We start from the raw sequence: 12,416 nt of genomic DNA, 5'->3' as shown, positions 1-12,416 counted from the left end.
AAATCGGGCAAAAACTGCCTCTGACCTGCATATTTATGTTGTGGTCCCGGCTGGGATCGAACCAGCGACCTTCCGCGTGTGAGGCGGACGCTCTCCCCCTGAGCTACGAGACCGGATGAACGAGGTCGAAGACTAGCACGCCCGGCGCCCACCACCTCAACGCGCAGCCTGATCGTCGCTCGACTCGCCGTTCTGACAGGGCAAGTTGTGTTGTCTCACATCAGTGGACTAATGTTCTGCTTCGCGACGAGCGACGATCTCGCTCGTGGCACGCGGATGTAGCGCAGTTGGTAGCGCATCACCTTGCCAAGGTGAGGGTCGCGGGTTCGAATCCCGTCATCCGCTCGAGGGTGTCAAGTGGCATCAACCCCTTGCGGTGGAGTGGCCGAGTGGTGAGGCAACGGCCTGCAAAGCCGTGCACACGGGTTCGATTCCCGTCTCCACCTCCGTTCCTTGGCTCTAAGCGCGGTTAGCTCAGCGGGAGAGCGCTTCCCTGACACGGAAGAGGTCGCTGGTTCAATCCCAGTACCGCGCACCAGATTTCATGCAGGTCAGCGCTCACTTTCTGACCTCAACACCGGTGCCGCACCAGATTCGCACCACCATGAGGAGCCCGCGCCGATGCGGCCGGCCGTTGTCGGTGCCGCGTGCCATGGTGGCCACATGACTCGCCTTATCACCGTTGTCGCTGCTGCGATCGTCACGCTCTGTGCTGCGGCCCCTGGTCCCGCCGGCGCCGATCCCGGCCCGACGCCCGCACCGCCAGGGCCCGGCGGCGGCTTCGCCTCCGGTTGGGCGCAATGCGGCGACCGGTTGGTGCCTGCCGATCCACGGGTCGACATGTCAAACCCGTTCGGTGGGCTGATCTACCGTGAGATGCTGCGGCACGCCTGCGGCAACGATGGCGCCGCAATGACCCCCTGACCGCACTTGCCGGCCGGTCGGCCCATACCGGGCTGGTGCGGTGCCACGAACACTGCCTGGCCCCGGCGGACTCCGCCGGTGAAGCCGCATCTAGCGGGAACCGACCCGAAGCGTGGGCCGGTCCGCACCAACGAGCAGCCAGGCAGCAGAATCGATGGCAACGCGCACGCAGGTGGAAAGGTAGCGAGAGATGAGCCCCACGAATCGACCCATCGCCGCCCTGTCGGCGGCCGCCCTGTTGGCTGCCGGTGTGCTGGCGGCATGTTCGGGTCCCGCCGAATCGGAGCGCGGGGCAATGTCGTCGGACAGCACCGGACCCGGGACGGCCGCATCGAAGCCGGGGCACACCGGTGACACCCTGACGCTGACCCGAGCCGACGGCAGCACCATCACCGTCACCCTGGAACGCGTCATCAGCCCGGCGACCGTCGCCCCCGGCAAGGGCGACCCGGCGGTCACCTACATCGCGACCGAACTCAAGATCGCCAACCAGGGCACGGCGACGATGAACGGCAACGCCAACACCAACGTCTGGGTGATCGGTTCCGACGATCACAGCTACGAACCGGATCTGAACAACGTCAGCGAATGCACCAATTTCGACTCCGGCATGTTCCATGTCTCCCCGGGCGATGCCGCAACCGGTTGCGTGGTGTTCGCGCTGCCGCATGGCGTCAGTCCGGCGAAGGTGAAGTACGCACCCTCCTCGGGTTTCGCTGATGACTTCGGGGAATGGCTGGTCTCCTGAGCCACCCTTGCCGTCAACCAAGGGTTGACGATCTGTGTTCGTCAACCTACAGTTGACGGCATGGTCGATCCGACGCGCCTCGCTCCGCCGGTCCGCCTCGACGACCTAATCAACGCCATCGCCGGGGTGCACGAAAACCCGCTGGAGCGGCTGACCGACGCGGTGCTGGCAGCCGAGCATCTCGGTGAGGTCGCCGACCACCTGATCGGGCATTTCGTCGACCAGGCACGCCGGTCCGGTGCCTCGTGGACGGAGATCGGCAACTGCATGGGGGTCACCAAGCAGGCGGCGCAGAAGCGGTTCGTCCCGCGCGCCGAAGCCGCCGTCCTCGATGCCGAGCAGGGCTTCGCCCGTTTCACACCGCGGGCACGCAACGCGGTGGTGGCCGCCCAGAACGCCGCCCACCGCGCCCGCAACGCCGAGATCACCCCGGATCATCTGATCCTGGGCGTTTTAAACGATCCCGACGCGCTGGCCACCGCCTTGCTCACCGCACAGCACATCGAGCCGGGGGCCGTCGCGGCCACCGTCGCGCTCCCCGCCGGCGACGCCGAGCCCCCCGCGTTGATCCCGTTCAGCGGCACGGCACGCAAGGCCCTGGAGCTCACCTTCCGCACCGCACTTCGACTCGGGCACAACTACATCGGCACCGAGCACCTGCTGCTGGCCCTGTTCGAAGTCGAAGACGGCACCGGGCCGCTGCATCGTGCCGGGGTGGATCCGGAAAGGATCGAGACCGACCTGGCGCACGCCTTGGCCTCGATCACCGCAAACTCGGCCGACGGCGACGCCGCCGCCCCGAACTGACCAATGCCTAGATCAGGCTGGCCAAGCTGCTGCACCTGCCACCGCGATGTGCCATCATGCCCACAGGTAAACCGAAGAAGGACATGATGCATCGCTGGATTCTGGCCGTCGTCACCTCGCTAGTCACCACGTTGGCCCTGCTGGTGCCGGCGGCCGGGAACGCCACGCCCACCCTGACTCCGGAAGCCCCGATCGGCCGGCTCGGCGACACGCTGCGGATCCAGTACCAGGATGAGGCCTTCGGCAAAATCATCGCGGACGTGACCCTGCACGACGTGGTGCCCAGCGAGATCCCGCCCGGCTGGGGCCAGAACGGGTCGCCGCGGTGGCGCGCCCAGGGCGGTCCGTGGCGGGCGAACCTCACGATCCACCCCATCTCGGTGCCCAACAGCTACATCATGGCGGCCTCGACCACCTTCAGCGGTGTCACCCCGGGCGGTGACGCCTACGTGTCCAAGCACACCGACGACCCCACCGCGCTGGATGCGGTGCTGACCAACGCGCCGGAGGGCTCCACGGTCACCGGCGGGGTTTACTGGGATGTCTACCGCGGCTTGGTCACCCATGTGGTGATGCTCTCCCGCAACACCGGCCTGCGGCTGGCGCAGTGGAATCTGTGAGTCAGCCGGCGCTCAACGCCAGCAGCCGAGATGTGGCCCGCAAGTACTTCTTTCGGTAACCCCCCGCCAGCATCTCGGCGCTGAAGATGCCGTCCAGCTTCGCTCCGGCGGCCACCACCGGGATACCGGCGTCATAGAGCCGGTCGGTCAGCGCCACCAGTCGCAGCGCCACGTTCTGATCCTCGATGGGATGCGCACCGGTGAGGAAGACGCCCGTGACTCCTTCGATCAGCGTCAGATACCGCGACGGGTGCATGGTGGCCAGGTGCGCGCACAGCGCGTCGAAGTCGTCGAGGGTCGAACCCGGTAGGGCGGCGGCGCGCTGCGCGACCTGCCGCGCCGACGGCGGTTCGGGCGCCGGCGGCAGGTCCCGATGCCGGTAGTCCGGACCGTCGACCCGCACCGGGGTGAAAATGCTTGCCAACGCGCTGATTTCACGTAGAAAATCCTGAACGGCGAAGCGTCCCTCGCCGAGTTGCTCGGGCAGCGTGTTCGACGTGGCTGCAACCGACACCCCCTTTGCCACCAGTTCCGACAGCAGCCGCGACACCAAGGTGGTGTTGCCCGGGTCGTCGAGTTCGAATTCGTCGATGCAGACCACCGTGTAGCCGCCGAGCAACTCGATGCATTCGGTGAACCCGAACACACCGGCGAGTTGGGTGAGTTCCATGAACGTCGCGAACGCCGTCCGATGCGGTTGCGTCCCGTGGGCGCTCTCGGCGACCTGGCGGTAGACCGACGCCAGCAGGTGGGTTTTGCCGACCCCGAACCCGCCGTCGAGGTACAACCCGACACCCGGCAGCACCTCGCGCTTGCCGAGCAGCCTGCGCCGCCCGGCCCGTCGCTCCACCGCCTGCGTGCAGAACGCCCGGCAGGCCGCCACGGCCGCCGCCTGGGTCGGTTCGGCCGGGTCCGGCCGGTAGCTGGCGAAGCTGGCCTCGGCGAACGTCGGCGGCGGCGTGAGCTGCGCGATCAACCGCTCCGGTGAGACGGCCGGATGCCGGTCCACCAGGCGAGCGCTCGCCTCGACGTCGGGATTGGGCACGCAGGAACTGTAGCCACATGGTGCAATCGTGGCCATGTCCGACCTCAGCGCAGACCCCGGTTTCACCCGGCTGGACTCGACACAACCCGTCGACGACGCCGAACTGGCCCGGCTGTATGCCTACCCCGAAACCGATGGCTCGCGCAGCTGGCTGCGGGCCAACTTCATCGGCAGCATCGACGGCGGTGCCACGATGGCCGGCAAGTCCGGCGGGTTGGGAAGCCCGGGCGATCGGGCCGTGTTCATGCTGCTGCGAGCGCTCGCCGACGTCGTGCTGGTCGGCGCGGGCACCGTCCGGGTCGAGAACTACGGTGGCGCCCGCCTCAACGTCACCGAGCGCCTGCGCCGCCGCGACCGCGGACAGTCCGAGGTGCCCGGGCTGGCGATCGTGAGCCGGTCGGGGCAACTGGATCGGGACGCTCGCGTCTTCACCGACACCGAACTGCCACCGCTGGTGCTGACCAGCGCGTCGGCGGCCGAGGCCACCCGGCGGCGACTCGACGGCCGCGCGGAGGTGCTGAACTGTTCAGACCGCGACCGCGACCGGGTCGACGAGGCCGCGGTGCTGGCCGCGCTGGCCGCCCGTGGACACCATCGGGTGCTCACCGAGGGCGGCCCGACCCTGCTGGGTTCGTTCGTCGAACGCGATCTGCTCGACGAACTGTGCCTGACCGTCGCCCCGTACCTCGTCGGGGGACTGGCCCGGCGCATCGCCACCGGCCCCGGCGAGGTGGCGACCCCGATGCGTTGTGCGCATCTGCTGGTCGACGAATCCGGCTACCTCTACGGCCGCTACGTCAAAGGCGCGCGCCTATAAGCTGGCCGGCATGCGTCGGCACTCCAGGATCGCGATCGCACTCGCGACGGCCACCCTGCTAACCGGTTGCGCTCCCGGACTGGCCGCCAACCCGCGCTTCGCCACCGACTCCGGCGCCGGCCCGCAGGGGCAACCCGAGTCCACCTCCGACAAGCCCGGGCCACCGCCTGTCGCGGTGCCCAAGAACGATCTGCCCTGGCATGACTGCACCGCCAGGGTGTTCGGGGACGCCGCGGTGCCCGCCACACCCGGCGTGCGGTTGGACTGCGCGAGCTACGACGCCGACGTCGACCCGCTCGGCGGCGGCTCCTCGGCGATCAGTATCGGCGTGGTGCGGGCCCGGTCGGTGCAGACGCCGGCCGATGCCGGACCGGTCGTCTTCACCACCGGCTGGGACCTGCCGTCATCACTGCAGCTACCGGTCTGGCTGGCACGTGGCGGCGCCGACGTGCTCAACGGCCATCCGATCGTCGCGGTGGACCGGCGCGGCACCGGGATGTCGAGCCCGGTGGACTGCCGCGAGCGCAGCCAGCGCGACGAGATGTGGAACCTGGCTCAGTTCACCCCCGGCGACGATCCGGTGGCCAATCTGGGCACCGTGGCGATGGCGGCGACCACCGACTGCACCGACTCCATCTCACCGGGCGAATCCTCCTACGACAACACCCACGCCGCCACCGACCTGGAGCGGCTGCGCAGCATCTGGGACGTGCCGGCGCTGGCACTGCTGGGCATCGGCAACGGCGCCCAGGTCGCCCTGGCCTACGCCGGCTCGCATCCGGGCAAGGTGGCCCGGCTGGCACTGGACTCCCCCATCCCGCTCGGTGTGGCCGCCGAGGCCGCCGCCGAGCAGCGGGTCAAGGGCCAGCAGGCGGCCTTCGACGCGTTCGCCTCGCAGTGCGTCGCGGTGGACTGCGCGCTGGCCCCGGACCCGAAAGGCGCCGTGGACGCGGTGCTGGACTCCGCCCGGTCCGGGCACGGCCCCGGCGGCGCCTCGGTGGCCGCGGTGACCCATGCCATCGTCACCGCGCTGGGCTACCCCACCGGTGATCGCGTCAACACCACCAACGAACTGGCCCGGGCGCTGGCCGCGGCGCGCGACGGCGACGTCAACCTGCTGAACAACCTGATCAACCGGGCGCAGGGCACCGTCGGCAGCGACGGCCACTTCATCAATTCCTGCGCCGACGCGCTCAACCGGCCCACCCCGGACCGCGTCCGCGAACTGGTCGTCGCCTGGGGTAAGGAGTACCCACAGTTCGGCGCCGTCGGCGCCCTCGACATGGCGCAGTGCCTGAGTTGGCCCACCAGCACCACCCCCGAGCAGCCCAAGGAACTCAAGATCGATGCGCTGCTGCTGGGCGTGCAGAACGACCCGATCGTCGGCGAGGACGGCGTGGCGGCCACCGCAGCGGCCGTCATCAACGCCGGCGCCGCCAGCAAGCGGGTGATGTGGCAGGGCATCGGGCACGGGGCGACGGTGTACTCGGCGTGCACCGTGCCTCCGTTGGTCGGCTACCTCGACACCGGCGAGCTGCCCGAGACCGACGTCTACTGCCCGGCCTGACCCCGCTTCGGTGTACGGTGCGCTGGTGACGGCAGCCGACTCCCTTACGAACCGGGCGCGCACCGCCCTGCTGACAGCGTTTCGGCCACCCACCACGGCGCCGAGCACCGCGACCGTGCTGCGGTCGGTGCTGTGGCCGCTGGCCATCATGTCGCTGATTCACCGCTCGGTGGTGCTGCCGCTCAACGGCAACATCACCGACGACTTCAAGCCGGTGTACCGGGCGGTGCTGAACTTCCGGCACGGCCTGGACATCTACAACGAGCACTTCGACTACGTCGACCCGCACTATCTCTACTCCCCCGGCGGCACGCTGCTGATGTCGCCGTTCGGCTACCTGCCGGAGACCTTGTCGCGCTACACCTTCATCGCCACCAACACCGTCGCGATCCTGATCGCCGCCTACCTGCTGCTGCGGATGTTCGGCTTCGGGCTGACCTCGGTGGCGGCTCCCGCGCTGCTGGCGGCGATGTTTCTCACCGAAAGTGTTTCCAGCACACTGGTGTTCACCAACATCAACGGTGTGATCCTGCTGGCGGAGGTGCTGTTCTTGCGCTGGCTGCTCGACGGCAGACCCAGCCGGCAGTGGTGGGCCGGTGTCGCGATCGGGCTGACCCTGGTGGTCAAGCCGGTGCTGGCGCCACTGCTGCTGCTGCCGCTGCTGAGCCGGCAGTGGCGGCCGTTCGTGGGCGCCGTCGCGGTGCCGGCGGCGTTCAACGCGGTCGCGTTTCCGCTGTCCAGCGATCCCACCAGTTACTTCACCCAGACGGTGCCCTACATCATGGGCACCCGCGACTACTTCAACTCCTCGATCCTGGGCAATGGCGTGTTCTTCGGCCTGCCACCGGGGCTGATCCTGTTCCTGCGCGTGTTGTTCACCGTGCTCGCGGCGGTCAGCCTGTGGCTGCTGTATCGCTACTACCGCACCCGTGACCCGCGGTTCTGGATGCTGACCTCCTCCGGTGTGCTGCTTACCGCGTCCTTCCTGGTGCTGTCATTGGGCCAGGGCTACTACTCGATCGTGCTGTTCCCGTTCCTGATGACGGTGGTGCTGCCGAACTCGGTGCTGCGCAACTGGCCGGCGTGGCTGGGGGTCTACGGGTTCATGACGTTGGACAAATGGCTGATCTTCCGGTGGATGAACGTCGGGCGCCCGCTGGACTACCTCAAGATCACCTACGGTTGGTCACTGTTGCTGATCGTGGTGTGCGCGGTGCTGTGCTACCGCTACCTCGACGCCCGTGAACAAGACCGCCTGGACGACGGGATCGATCCGGCATGGCTGGCGAACGAGCGGGCGCGAGCTACCGTGGAGCCATGACGTCTCCCAAGGTTTCCCTCACCGACGACGAGTGGCGGGCGAAGCTGACCCCCGAAGAGTTCGCGGTGCTGCGTCGTGCCGGTACCGAACCGCCGAACACCGGCGAATACACCGACACCACCACCGAAGGGGTCTACGAGTGCCGGGCGTGCGGTGCCGAATTGTTCCGCAGCACAGCGAAATTCCACTCGCATTGCGGCTGGCCGTCGTTCTTCGACCCGGCCGATTCCGAGGCGGTGATCCTGCGCCCGGATGACTCGCTGGGGATGCGGCGAACCGAGGTGTTGTGCGCGTCCTGCCACAGCCACCTGGGGCATGTGTTCGAAGGCGAGGGCTATCCCACTCCGACCGACCAGCGTTACTGCATCAATAGCATTTGCCTGCGGCTGATTCCGGCCCCCTGAGCGCCGAGGCTGTAGTTACCGAGGTCGCCACTCGCACTTTTCCACGCTGACTACAGGCTCGGCGAGTGGGAGGCGCCCACGGCCGCGGCGAAAGCTAGTCGATACGCGTGGCGTGGACTTCCCAGAACGGCGCGTGCGCCAGCTGGCCGTCCAGCAGCGGTTCGATGACCGCCAGTCGCCGCGCGATCTCCCCGATCCGGGGCGGCACGGCCGGACTCTGCTCGGCCTGGGCGGCGAACCTCGCCGCGTTGACGTTGACCAGATAGCTGGTGGGCCCCAGGTAGCTGATCTGCCAGCCGCCGGCCGGCAGCCCTGCGCGCAGCTCGTCGACCGACATCGCCGGCGGCATGAAGAACCCGTTGATGTTGTAGTCGGCGGCCGCGATCAGGTAGAGCCGGGCGCCGGGCCTGGTCGCCCGGTGCAGCGCCCGCAGGTAGTCGTGCTGGGCCGGGCCGCCGAACGTGTTGTAGAAAGCGGCGTCGACGACGGTGTCGAAGCAGTCGGTGAAACCGTCGAGGGTCTTGGCGTCGCCCACTTGAAAGTCGACCGAGACGCCCGCCGCCCGGGCGTTGGCGCGGGCCCGCTCGATCGCCGTCTCCGACACGTCGATGCCGGTCGCCGCGAAGCCGTGTTCGGCGAAGTGGACGGCATGGTGGCCCGGGCCGGTCCCCGGGTCGAGAACCGCACCTTTGATCGCGCCCAGTGCGACCAGCCGCCGCACCACCGGCTGGGCGCCACCGATGTCCCATGGGGTGGCGGCGGGCGACCCCGCCGCGGCGCGGTAGATCTCTTCGAAGCGTTCGGCATCGCCGGCCGGCGGGCCGGATGCGCCGGTCACGGCAGGGCGGCCACCAACTGCTCGACGTCGACCCGGGGACCGGTGAAGAAGGGGGTCTCCTCGCGGGCGTGCAGCCGAGCCTCGGTGTTGCGCAGGTCGCGCATCAGGTCGACGATCAGGTCGAGTTCGGGCGCCTCGAACGCCAGAATCCACTCGTAGTCGCCGAGCGCGAAGGCCGGCACGGTGTTGGCGCGAACGTCCTTGTAGGGCCGGGCCGCCATGCCGTGCTCCGCCAGCATCCGGCGGCGGTCCTCCTCGGGCAGCACATACCACTCGTGCGAACGCACGAACGGGTAGACGCAGATGTAGGCGCCGGCCGGCTCACCGGCGATGAACGCCGGGACGTGACTCTTGTTGAACTCGGCGGGCCGGTGCAGCCCCACGTTGCTCCACACCGGCGTGCAGGACCGGCCCAGCGCAGTGCGCCGGAAGCCGGCGTAGGTGGCCTGCAGGTCCTCCACCCGCTCGGCGTGCGACCAGATCATGAAGTCCGCATCCGCGCGCAGGCCGGCCACGTCGTAGACGCCGCGGATCACCACACCGCGCTCCTCCTGCTGTTTCAGGAAGGTGGCGGCCTGGTCGGCGACCTCGTCGCGACTGGCGGATCCCTCGTCGAGGGCCCCGGAACGAACCGAGAACACCGAGAACATCACGTAGCGGATGGTGGAATTCAGCTTGTCGTAATCGAGGTGCGCCATGCCCCACATGCTGCCACGACACGCCGCCGCTAGGGGGCCGGGGTGGCGCTGATCACTGCCGCCACCGCGCGATCGGCCGCCGCGATGCAGGCCGGCACACCGATCCCGTCGAGGTAGTTGCCCGCGACCGCCACCGTCGGCGGCAGCCCGGCGCGCAGGTCGCCGACCAGGGCCGCGTGCCCGGGACGGTACTGCGGCATCGCCGCAGGCCAGCGCTGCACCCGGACCTCGACCGGGTCCACCATGACCCCGAACAGGGTCTCCAGATCCTGCATGGCCCACCCCACCAACTCAGCCTCGGTGGCATGGGTGCGGGCGTCGCCGAACCGGCCGAACGACAGTCGCAGCAGTTCGACCTTGCCGCCATAGCCCCAGTTCCCCCACTTGCGTGAGGTCAGGGTGAGCGCCTTGGCGTGCAATCGCTCCCCGGTCGCGACCAGCACCCCGGAGTTGTCCGGGAACGCCGCGCCGGTGGGTACCGCCAGCGCCACCACCACCGACGACGCGCTGACGATGCCGCTGGCCGCCGCCGCGGTGCGGGGCGCGAATCCGGTTGCCAGCCGTGCCAGCGTCTGGGCCGGCACGGCCATCACCACCCGGTCGGCACGGTGGAAGCCGCCGGCGGCATCCCGCAACAGCCAGCCGTTGGCCACCGGGTCGATCTGCGTGACCGCCGCCTGCACCCAGCGCAGCCCGCTGCGGCGCACCAGCGCGTCGATCAGCACCTGATAGCCACCGGCGATGGCGCCGAACACCGGCGTGCCGGTAGCCCTCGGCAACGCCTGTGCCACCGCCGCGGTGAGGCTGGGCGCGCCGGCGTCCAGCGCGGCGGCCAGGCCTGGCACCGCCGCGCGCAACCCGACCGTTGCCGCCGACCCGGCATACACCCCGCCGATCAGCGGATCGACCGAGGCGGCCACCACCTGCTCGCCGAAGCGGTCGCCGACCAGGGCCCCCAGTGCCGGGTCGCTGCCAGGCTCGAAGCTCAGCTGGCGGTTGGGTTCGCCGGCGATGCGGGCGATGGTCTTCTCGTCCACCAGCCCGGCCATCGCCCCCGGCGACGATGGAATCCCGCTGAGCGTGCCCGTCGGAAGCGGATGCAACCGCCGACCGCGGTACAGCAGCGGGCGGACCCCGGTGGTGGTGCGCTCCCGATCTGCCAGGCCCAGCTCGGACAGCAGGGCGGGCACCTCGGGACGGCGAGCCACGAACGCTTCGGCCCCCACGTCGACGCCGATACCGCCCAGCGTCTCGGTGCGCAGCACCCCGCCGAGCCGGTCGGCCGGGTCGAAGACGGTGATGGTCGCCGCGTCACCGAGCGTCGCGCGCAGCCGGTAGGCGGCGGCCAGACCGGAAATCCCGCCCCCGACGACGCAGTAGGTCGACGTCACAACGAGTGGACCAGCTCCACCAGGTCGGTGAGCACACCGGGGTCCGATTCCGGCAGCACGCCGTGCCCGAGGTTGAACACATGCCCGGACGCGCCGGCGGCCACCGCGGCGCGACCGTCCGCGACGACGGCGCGGGCCGCGCGCTCCGCCACCGGCCAGCCCGCCAGCACCACCGCCGGGTCCAGATTGCCCTGCAGGGCGACGCCGGCTCCGACCCGGGCGGCGGCATCGGTCAGCCGAGTCCGCCAGTCGACTCCCACCACGGTGGCTCCGGCTTCGGCCATGGCGCCCAACAGCTCGGCGGTCTGCACCCCGAAGTGCGTCATCGGCACGCCGGCGTCGGCCAGCGCGGCGAACACCCGGGCGCTGTGCGGCAACACGAATTTGCGGTAGTCGGCCAGGCTCAACGTGCCAGCCCAGGAGTCGAACAGCTGGATGGCGTCCACGCCGTGGTCGAGCTGCACCGTCAGGAACGCGATGGTCAGGTCGGTGAGCCTGGTCATCAGCTGATGCCAGGTGTCCGGTTCGGCCAGCATCATCATCTTGGTCCGCGCGTGGTTCCGGCTGGGCCCGCCCTCGACCAGGTAGGACGCCAGTGTGAACGGCGCTCCGGCGAAACCGATCAGTGGCACGTCGCCCAGCGCGTCCACCAGCAGCGACACCGCCTCGGCGACGGCGGTCACGCTTTGCGGTTCCAGCGGCCGCAGCGCAGCGACATCGGCCGCGCTGCGCAGCGGCTCGGCGATCACCGGCCCGACGTCGGGCACGATGTCCAGATCCACCCCGGCCCCGCGCAGCGGCACCACGATGTCGGAGAACAGGATCGCCGCGTCCACGCCGTGGCGGCGGACCGGCTGCAGCGTGATCTCGCAGACCAGCTCGGGGTCGAAGCAGGCCTCCAGCATGCGGTGCTGGGCGCGCAACACTCGGTATTCCGGCAGCGACCGGCCGGCCTGCCGCATGAACCAGACCGGCACCCGGGCGGGTTGCCGGCCCGCAGCGGCGGCCAGGTAGGGCGAATCGGGCAGTTCTCGACGGGCACTCATCGGCCTCAATGCTGCCACGACCGGTTACGGCGCGGGAACGGCCCGTGTTTGACGCGGCGGTCCCGGCTTCCCCTCGCCTCCGCCGGCCCGGGGGCCGACTCCACCGAGCCTCGCCGAACCGCCGGTGTTTGGCGCGGCGGTCCCGGCTTCCCCTCGCCTCCGCCGGCCCGGGGGCCGACTCCACCGAGCC

General features: G+C 69.6%; 13 protein-coding genes and 4 tRNA genes. 11 read left to right on the top strand and 6 right to left on the bottom strand.

Features of this window, described 5'->3' with window-relative positions; all coding sequences use genetic code 11:
• Window positions 1–41: 41 nt before the first annotated feature.
• Window positions 42–113 (bottom strand) — tRNA-Val (locus ACAG20_RS17875).
• 159 nt (window positions 114–272) lie between these two features.
• On the opposite strand from ACAG20_RS17875, the gene ACAG20_RS17870 reads away from it, so the two are divergent.
• The 7 genes from ACAG20_RS17870 (at window position 273) to ACAG20_RS17840 (ending at window position 3,099) form a co-directional block, all read left to right on the top strand.
• Window positions 273–345 (top strand) — tRNA-Gly (locus ACAG20_RS17870).
• A 30-nt stretch (window positions 346–375) separates the two neighbouring features.
• Window positions 376–446 (top strand) — tRNA-Cys (locus ACAG20_RS17865).
• Between the two features lie 17 nt (window positions 447–463).
• Window positions 464–538 (top strand) — tRNA-Val (locus tag ACAG20_RS17860).
• Window positions 539–663: 125 nt separating this feature from the next.
• On the top strand, window positions 664–924 hold the full coding sequence (locus ACAG20_RS17855) for a hypothetical protein (protein ID WP_133258944.1): 261 nt from the start codon (window positions 664–666) through the stop codon (window positions 922–924).
• Window positions 925–1,114: 190 nt separating this feature from the next.
• Window positions 1,115–1,672, top strand: coding sequence for a DUF4352 domain-containing protein (locus ACAG20_RS17850; protein WP_234825697.1), 558 nt, complete (start codon window positions 1,115–1,117; stop codon window positions 1,670–1,672).
• Window positions 1,673–1,732: 60 nt separating this feature from the next.
• Window positions 1,733–2,479, top strand: coding sequence for a Clp protease N-terminal domain-containing protein (locus ACAG20_RS17845; protein ID WP_112687017.1), 747 nt, complete (start codon window positions 1,733–1,735; stop codon window positions 2,477–2,479).
• Between the two features lie 86 nt (window positions 2,480–2,565).
• Complete coding sequence (locus tag ACAG20_RS17840; protein ID WP_370493573.1) at window positions 2,566–3,099, top strand: hypothetical protein; 534 nt, start codon at window positions 2,566–2,568, stop codon at window positions 3,097–3,099.
• Between the two features lies 1 nt (window position 3,100).
• Here the strand turns inward: ACAG20_RS17840 and zapE are convergent, their stop codons facing one another.
• Window positions 3,101–4,180 (bottom strand): cell division protein ZapE, encoded by a 1,080-nt coding sequence (gene zapE, locus ACAG20_RS17835; protein ID WP_370493528.1) that lies wholly within the window; start codon window positions 4,178–4,180, stop codon window positions 3,101–3,103.
• On the opposite strand from zapE, the gene ACAG20_RS17830 reads away from it, so the two are divergent.
• From ACAG20_RS17830 to msrB, 4 genes are read left to right on the top strand one after another with little or no spacing between them, the layout of a single operon-like run.
• A complete protein-coding gene (locus tag ACAG20_RS17830) occupies window positions 4,179–4,961 on the top strand; it encodes a pyrimidine reductase family protein (RefSeq protein ID WP_112687013.1) in 783 nt (260 codons plus the stop codon). The two genes, zapE and ACAG20_RS17830, sit on opposite strands and share 2 nt — an antisense overlap.
• A 10-nt stretch (window positions 4,962–4,971) precedes the next feature.
• Window positions 4,972–6,528 carry an alpha/beta hydrolase gene (locus tag ACAG20_RS17825; RefSeq protein ID WP_370493527.1) on the top strand — a complete coding sequence of 519 codons (1,557 nt, stop codon included), beginning with the start codon at window positions 4,972–4,974 and terminating at the stop codon, window positions 6,526–6,528.
• Window positions 6,529–6,538: 10 nt separating this feature from the next.
• Window positions 6,539–7,849, top strand: a complete 1,311-nt coding sequence (gene aftC / locus ACAG20_RS17820; protein WP_370493526.1) for an arabinofuranan 3-O-arabinosyltransferase — start codon at window positions 6,539–6,541, stop codon at window positions 7,847–7,849.
• A complete protein-coding gene (gene msrB / locus ACAG20_RS17815) occupies window positions 7,846–8,253 on the top strand; it encodes a peptide-methionine (R)-S-oxide reductase MsrB (RefSeq protein ID WP_112687007.1) in 408 nt (135 codons plus the stop codon). Before aftC ends, msrB begins: the two co-directional genes overlap by 4 nt.
• A gap of 94 nt (window positions 8,254–8,347) precedes the next feature.
• Here the strand turns inward: msrB and ACAG20_RS17810 are convergent, their stop codons facing one another.
• Genes ACAG20_RS17810 through hemE form a run of 4 tightly spaced genes read right to left on the bottom strand, consistent with a single transcriptional unit; the run spans window position 8,348 to window position 12,226 of the window.
• A complete protein-coding gene (locus ACAG20_RS17810) occupies window positions 8,348–9,091 on the bottom strand; it encodes a class I SAM-dependent methyltransferase (RefSeq protein ID WP_370493525.1) in 744 nt (247 codons plus the stop codon).
• Window positions 9,088–9,789, bottom strand: coding sequence for a hydrogen peroxide-dependent heme synthase (gene hemQ, locus ACAG20_RS17805; RefSeq protein ID WP_370493524.1), 702 nt, complete (start codon window positions 9,787–9,789; stop codon window positions 9,088–9,090). The genes ACAG20_RS17810 and hemQ overlap by 4 nt, the downstream gene beginning before the upstream one ends.
• Before the next feature lie 29 nt (window positions 9,790–9,818).
• Window positions 9,819–11,180 carry a protoporphyrinogen oxidase gene (locus ACAG20_RS17800; protein WP_370493523.1) on the bottom strand — a complete coding sequence of 454 codons (1,362 nt, stop codon included), beginning with the start codon at window positions 11,178–11,180 and terminating at the stop codon, window positions 9,819–9,821.
• Window positions 11,177–12,226 (bottom strand): uroporphyrinogen decarboxylase, encoded by a 1,050-nt coding sequence (gene hemE / locus ACAG20_RS17795; RefSeq protein ID WP_370493522.1) that lies wholly within the window; start codon window positions 12,224–12,226, stop codon window positions 11,177–11,179. Before hemE ends, ACAG20_RS17800 begins: the two co-directional genes overlap by 4 nt.
• Between the last annotated feature and the right edge of the window lie 190 nt (window positions 12,227–12,416).

It is taken from the genome of Mycobacterium sp. pW045, from assembly GCF_041287085.1.
Lineage (GTDB): Bacteria > Actinomycetota > Actinomycetes > Mycobacteriales > Mycobacteriaceae > Mycobacterium > Mycobacterium algericum_A.
The sequence above is the reverse complement of the archived record's forward strand: the minus strand, read 5'-3'. Positions and strand labels throughout refer to the sequence as shown.